This is a genomic window from Variovorax sp. CAN15 (assembly GCF_030462475.1).
Classification (GTDB): Bacteria; Pseudomonadota; Gammaproteobacteria; order Burkholderiales; family Burkholderiaceae_C; genus Variovorax.
Map to the genome: position 1 here is coordinate 1 of NZ_JASMRZ010000102.1, position 16,170 is coordinate 16,170.

At 67.8% G+C, this 16,170-nt stretch carries 17 protein-coding genes and 1 pseudogene; 8 read left to right on the forward strand and 10 right to left on the reverse strand.

From position 1 onward, the window contains the following. The 4 genes and pseudogenes from QMO14_RS30305 to QMO14_RS30320 form a co-directional block, all read right to left on the reverse strand. Positions 1-536 (reverse strand): annotated as a pseudogene (locus tag QMO14_RS30305) (peptidase S15); the annotation flags it as partial. Then, positions 533-2,293 carry an ABC transporter ATP-binding protein/permease gene (locus QMO14_RS30310; protein ID WP_301511724.1) on the reverse strand — a complete coding sequence of 587 codons (1,761 nt, stop codon included), beginning with the start codon at positions 2,291-2,293 and terminating at the stop codon, positions 533-535. The pseudogene QMO14_RS30305 and the gene QMO14_RS30310, both read right to left, overlap by 4 nt. Continuing rightward, complete coding sequence (locus QMO14_RS30315; protein ID WP_301511726.1) at positions 2,290-3,684, reverse strand: glycoside hydrolase family 15 protein; 1,395 nt, start codon at positions 3,682-3,684, stop codon at positions 2,290-2,292. Before QMO14_RS30315 ends, QMO14_RS30310 begins: the two co-directional genes overlap by 4 nt. Beyond that, entirely contained in the window at positions 3,681-4,976 is a 1,296-nt protein-coding gene (locus QMO14_RS30320; RefSeq protein WP_301511727.1) for a glucoamylase family protein, read from the reverse strand. Before QMO14_RS30320 ends, QMO14_RS30315 begins: the two co-directional genes overlap by 4 nt. Positions 4,977-5,111: 135 nt before the next feature. On the opposite strand from QMO14_RS30320, the gene QMO14_RS30325 reads away from it, so the two are divergent. Continuing rightward, complete coding sequence (locus QMO14_RS30325; protein ID WP_301511729.1) at positions 5,112-7,256, forward strand: glycoside hydrolase family 3 N-terminal domain-containing protein; 2,145 nt, start codon at positions 5,112-5,114, stop codon at positions 7,254-7,256. 174 nt (positions 7,257-7,430) lie between these two features. On the opposite strand, the gene QMO14_RS33440 is transcribed toward QMO14_RS30325, so the two are convergent. Continuing rightward, positions 7,431-7,577, reverse strand: coding sequence for a hypothetical protein (locus QMO14_RS33440; RefSeq protein WP_367618185.1), 147 nt, complete (start codon positions 7,575-7,577; stop codon positions 7,431-7,433). 153 nt (positions 7,578-7,730) lie between these two features. Beyond that, on the reverse strand, positions 7,731-7,886 hold the full coding sequence (locus QMO14_RS30330) for a hypothetical protein (protein WP_301511730.1): 156 nt from the start codon (positions 7,884-7,886) through the stop codon (positions 7,731-7,733). A 385-nt stretch (positions 7,887-8,271) separates the two neighbouring features. On the opposite strand from QMO14_RS30330, the gene QMO14_RS30335 reads away from it, so the two are divergent. Then, positions 8,272-8,976: a glutathione S-transferase N-terminal domain-containing protein gene (locus QMO14_RS30335; RefSeq protein ID WP_301511731.1), complete on the forward strand. Its 705-nt coding sequence runs from the start codon at positions 8,272-8,274 to the stop codon at positions 8,974-8,976. Positions 8,977-8,985: 9 nt separating this feature from the next. Here the strand turns inward: QMO14_RS30335 and QMO14_RS30340 are convergent, their stop codons facing one another. From QMO14_RS30340 to nthA, 4 genes are all read right to left on the reverse strand, one after another. Continuing rightward, entirely contained in the window at positions 8,986-9,114 is a 129-nt protein-coding gene (locus QMO14_RS30340; protein ID WP_301511732.1) for a hypothetical protein, read from the reverse strand. Between the two features lie 213 nt (positions 9,115-9,327). Continuing rightward, positions 9,328-9,696: a nitrile hydratase accessory protein gene (locus QMO14_RS30345; RefSeq protein ID WP_301511733.1), complete on the reverse strand. Its 369-nt coding sequence runs from the start codon at positions 9,694-9,696 to the stop codon at positions 9,328-9,330. Continuing rightward, positions 9,693-10,358: a nitrile hydratase subunit beta gene (nthB, locus tag QMO14_RS30350; RefSeq protein WP_301511734.1), complete on the reverse strand. Its 666-nt coding sequence runs from the start codon at positions 10,356-10,358 to the stop codon at positions 9,693-9,695. The genes QMO14_RS30345 and nthB overlap by 4 nt, the downstream gene beginning before the upstream one ends. After that, positions 10,355-11,014 carry a nitrile hydratase subunit alpha gene (gene nthA / locus QMO14_RS30355; protein WP_301511736.1) on the reverse strand — a complete coding sequence of 220 codons (660 nt, stop codon included), beginning with the start codon at positions 11,012-11,014 and terminating at the stop codon, positions 10,355-10,357. Before nthA ends, nthB begins: the two co-directional genes overlap by 4 nt. A 71-nt stretch (positions 11,015-11,085) precedes the next feature. Here nthA and QMO14_RS30360 point away from each other — a divergent pair, with 71 nt between their 5' ends. From QMO14_RS30360 to tssC, 6 genes are all read left to right on the forward strand, one after another. Then, the gene (locus tag QMO14_RS30360; protein ID WP_301511737.1) at positions 11,086-11,928 is read left to right on the forward strand and encodes a thymidylate synthase; all 843 of its coding nucleotides are present in this window, start codon (positions 11,086-11,088) and stop codon (positions 11,926-11,928) included. Positions 11,929-11,942: 14 nt separating this feature from the next. Then, positions 11,943-12,467 carry a dihydrofolate reductase gene (locus QMO14_RS30365; RefSeq protein ID WP_301511738.1) on the forward strand — a complete coding sequence of 175 codons (525 nt, stop codon included), beginning with the start codon at positions 11,943-11,945 and terminating at the stop codon, positions 12,465-12,467. Positions 12,468-12,479: 12 nt separating this feature from the next. Further along, positions 12,480-13,622, forward strand: a complete 1,143-nt coding sequence (locus tag QMO14_RS30370) for an App1 family protein (protein WP_301511739.1) — start codon at positions 12,480-12,482, stop codon at positions 13,620-13,622. Positions 13,623-13,816: 194 nt separating this feature from the next. Continuing rightward, on the forward strand, positions 13,817-14,056 hold the full coding sequence (locus QMO14_RS30375) for a hypothetical protein (protein WP_301511740.1): 240 nt from the start codon (positions 13,817-13,819) through the stop codon (positions 14,054-14,056). A gap of 486 nt (positions 14,057-14,542) precedes the next feature. Next, positions 14,543-15,124 carry a type VI secretion system contractile sheath small subunit gene (gene tssB / locus QMO14_RS30380; RefSeq protein WP_301511742.1) on the forward strand — a complete coding sequence of 194 codons (582 nt, stop codon included), beginning with the start codon at positions 14,543-14,545 and terminating at the stop codon, positions 15,122-15,124. A 61-nt stretch (positions 15,125-15,185) separates the two neighbouring features. Further along, on the forward strand, positions 15,186-16,170 hold a 985-nt coding region (tssC, locus tag QMO14_RS30385), incomplete at its 3' end, for a type VI secretion system contractile sheath large subunit (protein WP_301511744.1).

A 16,170-nucleotide genomic window follows, 5' to 3' on the forward strand; every position in this document is an offset into this window, starting at 1 on the left:
CCCTTCGCGCGCCAGAGATCGAATGCCTGGCGCAGCTGCTCCCTGAACACGGCCGGTGGAATCTCCAGCCGCGTCATCACGGCCTGGGCCTGCATGTTGTCGAGCGGCGAAACCAGTTCCTGGAACGCGCGCGCGTAGGCTTGCCTGAAGCCGATGCGCCCCTCGACTTCGAGCACCCGCGCACGCGCATGGATGCCGTCGAGAACGGCACGCTCGGCCAGCATGTCGAAAGGCTTGCCCTGGCGGCGCTCGCGCAGCAGGCGGCTGCTGTCCTGGGCCGCGCGGTAGGCGCCGCTGACGATCTGCAGGGCCGTCACGTTGGCCAGGAAGGCATCCTTGTCAGCGTCCTGGTACACCGGCAGGATGCGCTCGGCCAGGTCCCGCATCACGTCCGCCGCGGCGGCATCGTCCGGATCGCCCGGCGGCCGGAAGCCAAAATCGGCCGCCCTGGCCCAGCCGGGCCAGGCAGGCAGCGCAAGGACCACCCGCATGAGGGCGCGGCGCGCGCGGCTGACGGTTGACACGGGGCGTCTCATGGTCGCTGCTCCTCGGGCACTGCGTGCGGCGCCTTGACCAGATGAACCACCTGAGTGAACAGCCGGTCGTGCGCCCCGCCGGCCGAGCCTATGTGAATGATGCCCGTGCGCGTGAGTTTGCCCAAGGCGCCGATGACGAGTTCGAGCGTGTCGTCGTCGAACGCGCTGAGAGCCTCGTCCATCACCAGCCATGGCGGCTCCTGCAGCACCACGCGGGCGAAACCCAGCCGCAACTGCTCGTCCATGCTCAGCTCGCTCTCCCAGCGCCCCCTCCTGTCCAGCAGCGGCTCCAGGCGCTGGAGGCCCACGCTGGCCAGCGCCGCGACCAAGGCTTCCCTCGGATAGGTCGTCGGCTCCATCGCGTACGACAACACCTCGGCCAGCGTACCGCGGGGAATGTAGGGCGTGCCGCGCGGCATGTAGTGGACGGTTTCGCCGCGCGGCCGGCGCACGGTGCCCGAGCCCCAGGGCCAGAGGCCCGCGACCGCACGGAACAGCAGCGTCTTCTCGGTGCCCGGCGTGCCCAGGATCAGGACGCACTGGCCGCGCCGCACGACGAGCGCCGGAGCGTCCAGCCGGTCATGGCCGCTCCAGGAGCGGACCTCGAGCGATTCCATCGCAAGCGCCCCGTCCCCGCTCTCCTCGTAGGCGATGCGGCTTTCGCCCGCCTGTGTCTCCAGGTCGGACGCCAGCATCCGGCGCAGATCGGTGACGCGCAGAAGCGTGGCGCGCCAGTCGGCAATGATGCTGAAGTTGTCGACGAACCAGCGCAGCGACGACTGCGCCTGCGTGAAGGCCGCGGCTGCCATCATCAGGCCGCCGAACGACACCTTCCCCGAGAAGTACAGCGGCGCGGCCACCAGCGTCGGCGCGATGACGGTGACCCAGCCGAAGCCCGCAGTGGCCCAGGTCAGGTTGGTCAGCCCGAGCACCACGCGCGAGGTGGCGCGCAGCACGTCGCCGAAATGCACGGCGACGCGGCGCTTCTCGTCGGCTTCGCCGCCGGCCAGCGAGATGCCGTCCAGATGCTCGTTGATGCGCGTGAGCGAGAAGCGCAGCTCGCCTTCGCGCGCATAGCGCTCGGCGTTGCGCGAGATCAGGCCGTTGCCGATCCAGTAGGCGGCCAGCGAGCCGGCCACCGCATAGGCAATCGCCGCCCACAGCATGAAGCCGGGCAGCACATAGTCCTCGCCGTTGAAGAAGATGGTGAAGTCCTTGGAAAGCACCCACAGCACGCTCGCGAAGCTGCCGAACAGCATCGCGGCCTGCAGCAGGCCCACGCCGAGGTTGACCGACAGGTCGCACAGCTTGAGCGTGTCCTCGTGCATGCGCTGGTCCGGATGCGCGCCCATCGGCCCGCTGGCCTGGAGCCAGAACGCGCGGCGCGGCTGCAACCACAGCCCCACGAGGTCGTTGACCACGGCCTCGCGCAGTCTCATCTGCAGGGTTTCGGCCAGCCACCTCTGCGCGACGTTCAGGATCAGCAGCACGCCCGCGATCACCGCGAAGACGCCGACCTGCGCGATGAACTCGCTCAGGTCACGGCGCGAGATCGCGTCGTAGAAAGGCTTGTTCCAGCTGTTGAGCTCAATCTGCCCGTACGCCGTGAGCGCGATGACCACGACGATCGCACCGATCAGTGCTACCAGCTTCTTCGAGACCGGAGAGCCCCGCAGGGCGCCGATCAGCTCGCCGACCTGGCGGAAGACGCMAACCCTTGCGACGGGCTCGGCACGGGTCTCTGCGCTTTCGCTCATCGTCGGCGCGGCTCCCCGGAGGCGGCGAGCGCGGCGCGACGCGCCGAGACGCACGAGATGAACGCGGCATGGCTCCAGGCCAGCTGCTTCGCCGAAGTCTGCTCTCCGCTGCGCTGGTCGAACTGCTCGGACAGATCGCCGCTGGCTGGCGTGTAGGCGCGCACGGTGGCGAGATAGGCATCGCCGCGCCCGATCCACTGGTTCCGATGATGCGCATCGCCGCCCTGCGCCGCCGCAGCGCGGAAACAGAACTCGGCGGCGCCGAGCGTCGAGAAATAGTACGCGCCGCCCGAGCAGTACACGTCGCCGGCGTAGCGGCCCATTGCCGCGCCACGGCCTGCGGCGCGGCCGTGGTTGATCGGATAGGCCTCGTCGAACAGCGCGTCCAGCCGCGCCAGCGTGGCCTGCATGCGCGGGTCGCCCGGGCCGTGTTCGGCTCCGGTGCCGATGCTGTGGATCGCCGAGAGGATCACCGCGATGTCCAGTGCCTTCGCACCGGGCCCGCCGTCCGCCAGCACGCGTGAACGGTAGTAGCCGTGGGCCGCGTCCCGGCCATCGACCCAGTAGCCGTCGAGCTGGCGCAGCACGGCTTGCGACTCTTCACGGCAGCGCTGCGCCTGTGCCGTGTCGCCCTGGCTCTCCAGCCATACCGCGCCTTCGGCCAGCGCGGCAGCCGAGACACGCAGCGTGTAGTAGTGATGGCCGTTTTCCTCCTCCCAGATGTCGAACGACGGCTCGCGCCAGTGACGCAGCGTGAAGCCGAGATCGAAGCGGATCAGCGACGTGACCTCGGCCAGCAGGCCCGCATCGTCGACATGCCCGCCGGCCACCCAGCGCAGCAGCGCCAGCGCGCGCAGCGGCGGCCCGTCGTGCTGGGGGCGCGCCCAGCGCAGGATGTCGAGCGTGCCGTCGGGGTTCACCCGTGTCTCGGCGACGACCGCGTCGCCGTGGATGCTTGCCAAGTCCCGATCCTCGCGCAGGTACTGCAGCAGTCCGGGGGCCACGCGCGCCCTGCGGTCCGGCATTGCGGCAATTGCCCGGCCGTCGAGCCCGTTCAGGGCAAGGCTGAAGCGGGTGAAGTCGCGCAGATGCCGCAGCGCTTCGGCGCCGATGCGCCCGTCGGCATAGAGCAGCCGGAGCGCATCGATGACGACGGCGGAGTCGCGGAACCAATGGAAGAAGTAGTCCGGGTCGGGGTTGTAGTCACCGAGCACGGGCGAAGCGACGATGGCGCCGGCCACCGGGCGCACGGTCTGGCCGAAGCCCGTGCGGTGCTTGACGATCGAGGTCGGCGAGACGCTGGCCAGCATTCCTCTTGCCGAGTGGGCCAGCTGCACCTCGAGCCAGGACTCGAAGGCCGGATCCTGGGCGTTCGCCGCGCCGGAACTCACGGTGCGGGCGATCCGAGACAAGGGCTGCTGAAGTCGAGCCGGCGCAGACCGGCCCGCACCTCGGGCGCGCTCATGAACAGCTTCCACAGCAGGCCGGTGCGGTGGTTCTCCATCATCACGACGATGGGCCCCTGGTCGATGGCCAGGTAGGTGTCGGCGAACCAGCCGCGTGACTCGCAGAACGCATCGACGAAGCCGTAGTCGCGCCACACCCGCGTGCCGTGCACTTTGAGGAAATGCCGCAGCACCTTCAGCACCTCGGCGGGCGCATACGGCAGGCTGGCCAACGCGGCCGTCGGCGAGATGGTGCCGTTGTCGTTGTTGGGGTCGTGCGCGAGGTAGCCATCGGGGTCATCGCTGGCCGTCAGGCCCCAGCACGACTCGCCATAGCCCGCGAAGCCCCGGGGATTGGCGATGCAGTGCGCGCGGTTAACCCGCACGTGACGGGTGTTGAGGTCCCAGTAGTCGGCGTAGCGGTCCTTCAGGCCGCGCGGATCGAGGCCGCAGAACGAGTAGTGCGCGAAGAACAGCGGGCCGCCGTTGGGCGGGCCCAGCGGCAGTTCGATGCCGTGGTACGAGCGGCCGTTGAGGAAGTCGGGCCCCGAGGCGTAGCCGCGGTGGTAGACGCGCGGATCGATCGCATGGCTCGGCGAAGCCGCGGCCATGAAGTACGTGATGAGGCACTCGTTCCAGCCATGAACCTCGTGGTTCATCGCCCAGCCGTGGTTCGGGCTCCAGTGCCAGTACAGCACGTCGCGCCCCCCTTGGGTGAACCAGTCCCACTCGACCTCGTGCCACAGCGTGTCGAAGTCGGCGCGCAGCCGGCGCGCCATGGCCGTGTCGTCGTCGAAGTACTGGCGCGCGCAGAGCAGGGCCATGCACAGGAACGAGGTCTCGACCAGGTCGCCCGCGTCGTCCTTGGGGCTCATCGGGATCGTCTCGCCGCTCGCGCCGTCCATGAAGTGCGGGAAGGCGCCGTGGTAGCGCCTGGCGCGAAGGAGCGCGTCGCGCATGCGCCCCAGGCGCTCCAGCGCCGCGTCGCGCGAGACCCAGCCTCGCTCCACCGCGACGATCAGGGCCATGATGCCGAAGCCGGTGCCGCCGATTGCGACCCGCTCGTCGGCCAGGTCCTCGCCCGTGGCGGCGACCAGCGTACGGCGGTCGAGCGCCAGCCCGCTGGCGGCATCGGCGCCGTCCCAGAAATAGCGGAAGGTCTGCCGCTGCACGGCCTCGATCAAGGCCTCGTCGGGCAGCGCCGCCAGTTCCTTCGGGGTTCTCTCATCCTTCAACACGAACGGATCCTTTCGTCGTTGTCGTCTTCGGTGTGACCTTTGGTTTCATCGAATCATCGCCCACACCACATGGCCGATGGCCTTGCCCCGCAGCATGCCATCATTGAGGCCCCTGGGCTCTATTCGAAATCCCTGATGAGTCGCATCGATACCCTCATGGCCCGGATGACGCTGCCCGAAAAGCTCGGCCAGCTCACCATGACTGCCTCCAGCTACACGGTCACCGGACCGGTGCTCGCGGGAGACTCCACGCAGTCGATCATCGACGGCACCGTCGGCAACCTGCTGAACATGGTCGGGGCCGGTCCCACGCACGAGATGCAGCGGCTGGCCGTCGAGAAGTCGCGGCTGGGCATTCCTCTCTTGATCGGCCTGGACATCATCCATGGCCATCGCACGCTCTTTCCGATCCCGCTCGCGGAGGCCGGCGCCTTCGACGACAGGCTCTGGGAGCGCACCGCGCGCGAGGCCGCGCGCGAAGGCGCGGCCGACGGCCTCGCGATGACCTTCGCGCCGATGCTCGACGTATCGCGCGATCCGCGCTGGGGCCGCACGGCGGAAGGCCCCGGCGAAGACCCGTGGCTCAACGCGCGCATCGCGCAGGCCAAGGTTCGAGGCTTCCAGGGCGCCGACCTGTCGTCGGCCGAATCGCTGGCGGCCTGTGCGAAGCATTTCGTCGCATACGGCGGCGTGAACGCCGGGCGCGAGTACGCCGCGGTCGACATCTCCGAACGCACCCTGCACGAAGTGCACCTGCCGGGCTTCGCGGCCGCCGTGCGCGCAGGTGTCGCGACACTGATGCCCGCCTTCACCGATCTCAACGGCGTGCCGATGACGGCGCACATCCCGCTGCTGCGCGACTGGCTGCGCGGCGAGATGGGCTTCGAGGGCGTGATCGTCAGCGACTACAACGCGATCGCGGAACTCATCAAGCACGGCGTCGCCGCCGATCTCGTCGATGCAGCAGTGCTGGCGCTGAAGGCCGGCGTCGACATCGACATGATGGCCGACGCGTACCGCAAGGGCCTGCCGGTCGCACTCGAACAGGGCCGCGTGACCATCGAGGAGATCGACGCGAGCGTGCGCCGCGTGCTGCGGCTCAAGGAGCAGCTCGGCCTGTTCGACGACCCCTACCGCCGCGGCGGGACGCCCGAGCCTGCCGAAGCCGTTGCCGAGCGGCGCACGGTGGCGCGCGACGCAGCGCGCAAGGCCATCGTCATGCTCAGGAACGAGCGCGACACCCTGCCCTTGCCCGCATCMGCGAAGACGCTGTGCGTCATCGGCCCGCTGGCCGACGCGAACACCGAGATGAAGGGCCCGTGGTGGGGTGCGGGCGAACACGAGCCGGCGGTCACCGTGCTGGCCGGCCTGCGCGCCGCGCTGCCGCAGGCCGACATACGCCACGCGCCGGGCGTCGCCATCGAGAGCGATGACGACAGCGGCATCGACGCCGCCGTCGCGCTGTGCGACGGTGCCGAAGCCGTGCTGCTGTGCCTGGGCGAGCGCGCCACCATGAGCGGCGAAGCGGCCAGCCGCGCCACGCCCGCTCTTGCAGGCCGGCAGCAGGCCCTGGCCGAAGCAGTGACGGCCCGCGCGAAGGCGCTTGGCATACCCGTCATCGCGATCCTGTTCTCGGGTCGCCCGCTCGTCATCCCCTGGCTGGCCGAACACGCAGATGCAATGCTGGCCGCATGGTTCCTCGGCGTCGAGGCCGGCAACGCGATCGCCGACGTGGTCACGGGCCGGACGAGCCCCAGTGGCCGCACGCCCATGAGCTGGCCGCGCGCCGTCGGGCAGGTGCCGATCTATTTCGGCCAGCGTCCTTCCGGCCGGCCGATGTCCCCAGGCGACTATTTCACGAGCAAATACCAGGACGTCGACAACTCGCCGCTGTATGCCTTCGGCCACGGACTGGGCTACGGCCGCTTCAGCTACGACGAACTCCAGGTCGAGCCGAGGCGTGTGCGCGAGCAGGACACGCTGAAGATCGGCGTCAGGCTGAGCAACAGCGGCGCGCGAGAGGCTGAAGAAACTGTCTTCCTGTTCACCCACCGCAAGGTGAGCCGCGTCACCCGGCCGCTGCTGGAACTCAAGGGCTACGCGAAGCTGCTGCTGAAGCCCGGCGAGACCGGCTCGGTCGAACTGGAGCTGCCGGCTGCCGAGCTGTGCTATCCCGGTCCGGACCTGCAGCCCCTGTTCGAGGCCGGCGAGGTCGAGATCCTCGTCGGGCCGAGTGCCGATGCATCGGGGCTGCTGCGCAAAACCATCGAGCTGTGTTGAAACCGCGGCTGCGAAGTTCGCCCCTGGGTGCGAGCACCCCGCAGCCGCCGGTCACGAGAATCTACCGCGGCGGCTCTCCGGCTTGGCGAGCGTCTCCCGTGTTCCGGCGATGAAGACCGCGACAAGCCCGCGGGGTCGCGAAACCGCTCTGGTCAGGCGCCCCGAACCACCTGTTCATCGCCTCCAAGGACCATCCCCTGCGCTGGCGCCCACCCACGCCACATAGCCATCGGGCCTGAGCAGCACCGCTGCCGGCGCGGCGACCGGTCCCAGCGCGGATAACTCACATGGACCCTCGCAGCTGCCGTGAACCAGCTTCACGCGGCCAGACCATGGCGAGACATCTCCACGCCCGCCAGAGCCGATTCGCCCGCCAGCACCAGGCCCGTCGGGCCCGCTCCAGCAATCACCACTGCATGTTCCGTCATCCGCGGATCACCTTGCCCCTTGCCCGCGGACCGGCATGCAGCCGTATCAACGGATTTCTTCCTGCAGGCTCATCGTCGTCACCGGGCTCTTGGCTGGCGCCTCGGCCAGCAGCTGAAGAAGATCGAACTGAAAATTTCCACCCGCGCGTTCGCGTTCCACCGCCAGGTGCAACAGGGCGATGGTTGCGATCAGCACCGCCATGGCAAGCAGGAGCCAGAACTCTCCCCGCGGCGCTTGCGTCTGTGTCTGTGGTTGCCGAGAACCTCGGCGATTTCGGCTTCTCATCTCTTGTTCCTCCTGTCGATGACGGCGGGAGTCTGCGCTCACGCGCCCCCCGGGCGCGTCGGACAAAACTGGCGCGCCTTGTCTTCCGCTTCCGATAGATGGACCGGCGTGCAGCCAGCGGAGGCTGCTCCATCAAGAGGAAGGTTCCCGTGGCATGGAACAAGACCGCGGCAAGAGTCGCGCGGAACGAGCCCCGCGGGCTTCGTCAAGCCCTGGGAAGCACAAGACCGCACCCGCACGCCCGGCTTCGGGCCCGGGCAGAATCCCGCGCTTGCAGTCTTCTTCCCTCAAGGACCCTTTCATGACCGATCTCTCGAGCTTCCCCATCACGAAGAAGTGGCCCGCGCAGCACCCCGAGCGGCTGCAGCTGTATTCGCTGCCCACGCCCAACGGCGTGAAGGTGTCGATCATGCTGGAGGAAACCGGCCTGCCCTACGAGCCGCACCTCGTGAGCTTCGAGACCAACGACCAGATGTCGCCGGAGTTCCTGTCGCTCAATCCGAACAACAAGATCCCCGCCATCCTCGATCCCGATGGCCCGGGCGGCAAGCCGCTGGCGCTGTTCGAATCGGGCGCGATCCTGATGTACCTGGCCGAGAAGACCGGCAAGTTCATCCCGCAGGACGCCGCCGGCCGCTACGAGACCCTGCAGTGGGTGATGTTCCAGATGGGCGGCATCGGCCCCATGTTCGGTCAGCTCGGCTTCTTCAACAAGTTCGCCGGCAAGGACTATGAGGACAAGCGCCCGCGCGACCGCTACGTGAACGAATCGAAGCGACTGCTGAGCGTGCTCGACAGGCGCCTGGCCGATCGCGCATGGATCATGGGCAACGACTACACCATCGCCGACATCGCGACCTTCCCCTGGATCCGCAACCTGATCGGCTTCTACGAGGCGGGCGATCTGGTCGGCTTCAAGGATTTTCCGAACGTCGCGCGCACGCTCGAAGCCTTCGTGGCGCGCCCCGCCGTCGTGGCGGGGTTGGGCATTCCGAAGCGCGGCTGAGCGCGCGGATCAGTTCGCGCTGCTCAGGTCCATCAGCATGCGCGACAGCAGGTACATGCGCGGCACCACGCTCTCGACTTCCGCGTACTCCTCCGGCGTGTGGATGCCGAGCACGCCCTGGCGCGGCTTCTGCGCCATGGCGTTGCCGGCGAAGAGCGCGCATGCGAGCGCGGTGCACTGGGCGATGGCAGCATGCGGCGGGCGGGGGCCAGGAACTTCATGGCCGAAGAGACGGAAGAAGCCGATGCGGGATGGCGCGCGTGAGCCGTCATGTTGTCCGTTCTGTTGGAGAGGTCCGGGAAAGTCGCAGCGGGCTCGCACCCGCCTTGCCGCTCGCACCCTACAGACAGTTCAGCCGGGAAAGTCTTCCCCGCGCAGTTCGATCGGCTGACCGTGCGGCGTGCGGCCGGCCGCGTGCTCCCACGCATGCCGGTAGCGGGCCAGCTCGTCGCCCGAGCTGGCGCCCTTGCTGGCCACTAGCTTCTCGAGCGCGGCGAGCCAGTGCAGGTAGTAGGTCTGGCCGGTGTCGGGATCGCCAGCGGCCTGGGCCGCGGCGATCTGCGCAGCCAGCGCCTCGGCCCATTCGGGCCATGTGAAAAGGCCGCGCTCGTGCAGCGCCAGCGTCATCGCGAAGGCCTGGGCCTCCCATGGCGCGCTGAACACCGGCCCGTCCCCATCGCGCGGCATGCCGGGCGACAACGGCATGCGCTCTGCGCTCATGCCACCGCCTCCAGGTAACTTTCCCAGGCATCGACCGACACCGAGAGGTTCTGGCGCGGCGCATCGCCGCCCCAGAGCTCGGCCTCGTCGAACTCCACCGTGTAGAGCCACTGCGGGTGCTCGCCGAGCCCTTGCGCGTTCGTGTCGGCGAACACATGCGTGCCATGCACGTGGACGATGGTGCCGCGCTTGCCCTGCACATAGGCCGGCAGGCGCGTGTGATGGTCGACCTTGCCCAGATGCATGCGCACCTCCTGGCCCGGGGCGAAGCGTGCCGGTGCGGGTGCCGGCCGTTCGGCGGGCGAGCCCTTGGCCAGCACCGCCGGCACATCGGCCGCGCGCAGCACGCGGGCCACGGGCGCGGCCGGGTGGCTCATCTCGCCGCTCGCGATCTCGCCGGGAAAGATCTGGCCGCGCTGCAGCATCAGCTGCTCCAGCGCGCGAAGCCATATCTGGTAGTAGCTCAGCTCGCCGTAGTCGGGCAGCGTCTCGCGCACGGAGCGGCTCGCATCGATGTTCCAGGAGCCCGTCGCACCCATGGCCAACACCAGTGCCAAGGCACGCGGCTCCCAGTCGGCATGGAAGAGTTCGCCCTCGGCTTCGGGCACCACCTTGCCGAAGCCGGGCTGTCCGCCGAGGTCGGCCTTCGTCGCGTAGCTCATGCGGCGCTCCCGGCTTCAACCGGTGCACCGGCCAGCCGCGTGCCGATCATCGAATCGCGCGAGACCAGGTCGGCAAGCTGCTCTTCGCTCAGGCCCTCGGTGCCGGCGGGCCGCTGCGGGATGACGAGGTAGCGCACCTCGGCGGTCGAATCCCATACGCGGATGCGCGTGGTCTCGGGCAGAGTCACGCCGAAGTCGGCAAGCACGCCGCGCGGGTCCTTCACCGCACGCGAGCGGTACGGCGCGCTCTTGTACCAGGTGGGCGGCAGGCCCAGCACCGGCCACGGGTAGCAGCTGCACAGAGTGCACACCACCATGTGGTGCGTGTCGCCGGTGTTCTCCACCGCCACCATGTGCTCGCCCTGCCTGCCGGTGTAGCCCAGCGAGGCGATGGCCGCCGTGGCGTCCGTCAGCAGCCACTGCCGGAAGGCCGGATCGACCCAGGCCCGCGCCACCACCCTCGCGCCGTTACGCGGGCCGATGCGGGTCTGGTAGGTGTCGATCAGCACGTCGAGCGCGGCCGGGTCGATGTAGCCCTTCCGCGCGAGCACGCTCTCGAGCGCGCGCACGCGCAGGTCCATTTCTCCGAGTTCGCTGTGTTCATGGCCATGGTCGTGACCGTGGCCGCTGTCGTCGTGGGGGTGGTCGGAGCTCATCCGGGCGATGCTACGCMCGGGCACTTAAAATTCGAAGCCTCCCGCCAGATCCCCCCGGAAGCCCCTCCCCCATGACCTCCACGCCCGCCCGCCCCGTCCGCTCCCAGTACGAAGATTTCATGCGCCATGTCGACACCCATGGCGTCTTCAAGAGCGACCGCACGGGCACCGGCACCAAGAGCGTGTTCGGCCACCAGATGCGCTTCGACCTCAACGAGGGCTTCCCGCTGGTCACCACCAAGAAGGTGCACCTGAAGTCCATCATCCAGGAACTGCTGTGGTTCCTCACCGGCTCCAGCAACAACAACTGGCTCAAGGAACGCGGCGTCACCATCTGGGACGAATGGGCGCGCGAGGACGGCGACCTCGGCCCCGTGTACGGCGTGCAGTGGCGCAGCTGGCCCACGCCCGATGGCGGCCACATCGACCAGATTTCCGAAGTCGTCAAGACGCTCAAGACCAACCCCGATTCGCGCCGCATCATCGTGAGCGCGTGGAACGTGGCCGAGCTGTCGAAGATGGCGCTCATGCCCTGCCACGCCTTCTTCCAGTTCTACGTGGCGCCGCCGCAGGCCGAGGGCGAACGCGGCAAGCTCAGCTGCCAGCTCTACCAGCGCAGCGCCGACATCTTTCTGGGCGTGCCCTTCAACATCGCGAGCTATGCGCTGCTCACGCACATGATCGCGCAGCAGTGCGACCTCGACGTGGGCGACTTCATCTGGACCGGCGGCGACTGCCACATCTACAGCAACCATGCCGAACAGGTGGCGCTGCAGCTGAGCCGCACACCCTACCCGTACCCCACGCTGAACATCAAGCGCAAGCCGGCCTCGATCTTCGACTACCAGTACGAGGACTTCGAGGTGCTGGACTACCGGCATCACGACCCGATCAAGGCGCCCGTTGCGGTATGAGCGGTGAGAGCCCGATGAGCAAGCCCCGCATCAACCTCATCTTCGCCCGCGCCGCCAACGGCGTGATCGGCATCAACAACACCATCCCCTGGCACATCCCGGAGGACATGGCGCACTTCAAGCAGCAGACCGCCGGCGCACCGGTGATCATGGGCCGCAAGACCTGGGACTCGCTGCCGCCGCGCTTCCGTCCGCTGCCGGGCCGGCGCAACATCGTGATCACGCGGCAGGCCGACTGGCAGGCCGAGGGCGCACAACGCGCGGGCAGCCTGCAGGAGGCGCTGTCGCACTGCGACTCGCCGGAGACCGATACCGCCTGGGTCATCGGCGGCGCGCAGATCTACGCCGAGGCCGAGCCGCTCGCGCAGCGCGCTGTGGTGACCGAGGTCGCGCGCGACTACGAGGGCGATGCCTACGCGCCCGAGCTCGATGCCGTCTCCTGGCGCGAGACTCGGCGCGAATCGCATGTCTCGGCCAAGGAAGGCCTTGGCTTCAGCTTCGTGACCTACGAGCGCATCGCCCCAGCGGCGGAGAAATAAGAAAACAGGGCGATGAGCGAAGGCGTTGCGCACCGGCCGCTCCCGTCCGGCTTGCGACGCCGCTCGGTGATCGCCGGCGCGGCCCTGCTCGCGGGCCTTGCGCCGATGCAGGCCCTGCAAGCGGCGCAGCCACTGGAGCCCGACGAAGAAGCGCTCTTCATGACCGGCACGGCGCGCCCCACCGCCGATGGCCGGCTCGAGGTCGACGTCCACGCATGGATCTTCGAGCGCGAGCATCGCTGGGGACTCGACACGACCCTTGCGCGCTACCTCGGCCTGAGCCTGAAGAAGCTCTCGCCCGCCGCGCGCCTGCGCTTCAACCAGCGCACCGCGCTCTTCCATGCGGAGTCGGAAGAAGGCAAGGTGATCGGCGTCGACTTCGACGGCAGCCCCACGCGCGTGACGATGCCGCCTTCGGGCAAGGACGGCCGTTGCAACCTGCGCATCGTGATCGACATGCCCCGCGCGCCGCTGCTGCCTACGTCGCCTTCGCCGCAGGAGTGGGTGCAGTTCCATGGCGTGACCGGCCCGGGCGAACTGCTGCATCGCTTCAGGGGCCAGGCGCTCGTGGTGCCCGAGCAGGGTGTGTCGGTCATCTCGGACATCGACGACACCATCAAGCGCACGCAGGTGCGCGACCGGCGCGAGATGCTGCTCAACACATTCGCGCGCCGCTTCGAGGCTGCACCGCGCATGGCGGGCTGGTATCGCGCGCTGGCGAAAGCGCCGGGCACGCGCTTCCACTATCTTTCGGCGAGCCCCATACAGCTGTATCCGGCGCTGTCGGACTTCATCCGCAACGCGGATTTTCCGCCGGGCAGCATGCACCTGCGCGAGAGCACGACGTGGCGCACGCTCATTCCGGGCGACGACGATTCGCGCGAGCACAAGCTCGGCGTGATAGCCCGGCTGCTCGCGGAATTTCCGCAGCGCCGCTTCGTGCTGGTGGGCGATTCGGGCGAGGCCGATCCCGAGATCTACGCGCAAACGTTTCGCTCGCATCCGGAGCGCATCGACAGCATCGTGATACGCGACGTGACGGGCGAAGGCCGCACCTGCGATCGCTATCGCGCGACCTTCGAAGGCATCGATCCGGTGCGCTGGCACATCGTGACGCCGGACACCGCCGCGTGGCCCGTGCAGGCCCTCAGCTAGCCATCGAACAGGCGCTGCACCAGTCAGCTCGCCGGCAGGTCGCCGGAAACAAACTGGCACCTTCGTCGCCTTCGCTTCGCGAAAGGAACACTTCGGTACACGCGAAGAAAGGCACGCGCAGCGCAGGGTTTAAACAACGCTAATTGTTTGTGCGCACAATGTCCCGAACGCCCTCAACCAAAAGGAGATGGCTCATGTCCATGGAATTTCTTCGGACCATCGCCGAGCAGAAATTGCCATACGTCGTTCACACGCCGGCCGACATCGACAGGCTGCGCGTGCTGCGCGCCGCAGAGTTGGTGACTGCATTCATTCCGCCGGCCGACCACGCGTCAGACGCCCGCGCGATCCGCCAGCTCGCACAGGTCGAATCGATCACGGCCAAGGGCATGCTGGCGCTCAACAAAGCCACCTCGGCCTTCATCGAACTGTAAGCGGCGCCTCCGCGTCCTTCCTCTTCGCAAGGGCCTCTCGCGAGCCTCTTGCATCCCCGTCGCGGCCGGCGCCGCATCCTCAGCCTTCACTGTTACAAATCGCCCGCCCCGCGCGAGCCAGGACCTGCCCGAGGTAACCCTGTGCGCGCGTCCTGCGCCCGTTGCGGCCGATCGGACGCTCGTCTTTGCACGTCTTTTCGCTAACACGCGCTTCATTTGCATGTCAATTACGTGAAAAAACGCTCAATTACATGAGTTTCCACGGAGACATGGCTTGCCTTTTCTCCAGTTTTTTCGCGATTCATTGGGTATCTACCCAATTCAGGGGATTGTTGCGAGATATCTCTATTTGTATCTTTCGTACGTCTCCAAGCATGCCGGGACTGCAACGGCAACGGGCCGCGCGCCGCCTCCACAGGGCGGAGCTGCGTCGAAGAACACACGAGCTGTGTTCCTGTCACTTCAACCTTTTTCCGAGAGCGAACTATGTCGAACAGCTTGCAAAAATGGGTGGGACGCAACCGTCCGCCGCGCGTCCAGATCACCTACGACGTCGAGATCGGCGACGCAGTCGAAAAGAAGGAGCTGCCGCTCGTGGTGGGCCTGCTGGCCGACCTGTCGGGCCAGCCCGTGCAGCCGCTGCCCAAGCTCAAGGAGCGCCGCTTCGTCGAGATCGACCGCGACAACTTCGACGGCGTGCTCGGCAACATCGCCCCGCGCCTGGACCTCTCGGTGCCCGACACCATGAAGGGCGAAGGCAACCTGAAGATCGAGCTGAACTTCAAGGAGTTCGGCGACTTCCATCCCGAAGCCATCGTGAGCCAGGTGCCCCGCCTGGCCAAGCTGCTCGAAGCGCGCCAGCAGCTGCGCGATCTGCTCGCCAAGCTCGACGGCAACGACGAACTCGACGGCCTGCTCGAGCGCGTGGTGAAGAACAGCGAAGACCTCAAGACAGTGCAGAGCCAGGCCAAGGCTGAAACCGACGCCGCGCCGGTCCAGGCCTCCACCGCCGCTTCCCCGGAAGCTGCCGCACAAACCTCCCCCGAAGCCGAAGCACCGGCAGCGTGATCAACCACGCCGGCCGCTGCTCCTCGCGGCGCAGCCCGGCACTTCATGAATGGTGATAGAGATGGCCAACAAATCCAAAGCCGCCGAAACCGGCAGTGCAGCAGCAACCACCGTCACGACCAGTGACATGAGCCTGCTCGACCAGATCGTCTACGAAGGCAACATGACGACGGAGCCCTCGCAGGGTGCCTACGCGAAGAAGCTGATCGGCCAGCTGGCTTCGCAGATCCTCGACGAGGGCATGAAGACCAGTCCCGACAAGGGCGTGGTCACGCTGATCAACGAGCGCGTCGCCGAGATCGACCGCCTGCTGACCGACCAGCTCAACGCGATCCTCCACGCGCCCGAGTTCCAGGCCCTCGAGGCCTCGTGGCGCGGCCTGCACGACATGGTGTTCGGCACCGAGACCGGCAGCAACCTCAAGCTGCGCCTGCTCAACGTGAGCAAGAAGGACCTGCTGAAGGACCTGGAAGGCGCCGTCGACCACGACACCAGCGTGCTCTTCAAGAAGATCTACGAAGAGGAATACGGCACCTACGGCGGCCACCCCTACTCGCTGCTGATCGGCGACTACTACTTCGGCCGCCATCCGCAGGACATCGCGCTGCTGGAGCGCATCTCGCGCGTGGCGGCCGCCGCGCACGCGCCCTTCATCGCAGCAGCCGCGCCCGCCCTGTTCGACTTCAAGTCGTTCACCGAACTCGGCATTCCGCGCGACCTGTCCAAGACCTTCGAGAGCGCCGAGCTCGCCTCGTGGCGCGGCTTCCGCGAATCGGAAGACTCGCGCTACGTCTCGCTGGTGCTGCCCAGCTATGCGGCCCGCCTGCCCTACGGCGCCAAGACCATTCCCGTGGAGAACTTCAACTACGAGGAAGACGTGGACGGCACCGACCACGGCAAGTACCTGTGGGCCAACGCGGCCTACCAGCTCGGCCTTCGCATCACGCAGGCGCACTCGCTGTACGGCTGGACCACCGCCATCCGCGGCGTCGAAGGCGGCGGCAAGGTCGACGGCATGGTGGCCCACGCCTACAAGACGGACGAAG

Bases quoted from the DNA above. Each gene is read 5' to 3' on its own strand.
- QMO14_RS30375 (WP_301511740.1), top strand. From the start codon at position 13,817: ATGTCCATGGAATTTCTTCGGACCATCGCCGAGCAGAAATTGCCATAC.
- QMO14_RS30360 (WP_301511737.1), top strand. From the start codon at position 11,086: ATGACCTCCACGCCCGCCCGCCCCGTCCGCTCCCAGTACGAAGATTTC.
- QMO14_RS30340 (WP_301511732.1), bottom strand. From the start codon at position 9,114: ATGGCGCAGAAGCCGCGCCAGGGCGTGCTCGGCATCCACACGCCGGAG.
- QMO14_RS30365 (WP_301511738.1), top strand. From the start codon at position 11,943: ATGAGCAAGCCCCGCATCAACCTCATCTTCGCCCGCGCCGCCAACGGC.
- nthA (WP_301511736.1), bottom strand. From the start codon at position 11,014: ATGAGCTCCGACCACCCCCACGACGACAGCGGCCACGGTCACGACCAT.
- QMO14_RS30370 (WP_301511739.1), top strand. From the start codon at position 12,480: ATGAGCGAAGGCGTTGCGCACCGGCCGCTCCCGTCCGGCTTGCGACGC.
- tssB (WP_301511742.1), top strand. From the start codon at position 14,543: ATGTCGAACAGCTTGCAAAAATGGGTGGGACGCAACCGTCCGCCGCGC.
- nthB (WP_301511734.1), bottom strand. From the start codon at position 10,358: ATGAGCTACGCGACGAAGGCCGACCTCGGCGGACAGCCCGGCTTCGGC.
- QMO14_RS30345 (WP_301511733.1), bottom strand. From the start codon at position 9,696: ATGAGCGCAGAGCGCATGCCGTTGTCGCCCGGCATGCCGCGCGATGGG.
- QMO14_RS30330 (WP_301511730.1), bottom strand. From the start codon at position 7,886: ATGGCGGTGCTGATCGCAACCATCGCCCTGTTGCACCTGGCGGTGGAA.
- QMO14_RS30335 (WP_301511731.1), top strand. From the start codon at position 8,272: ATGACCGATCTCTCGAGCTTCCCCATCACGAAGAAGTGGCCCGCGCAG.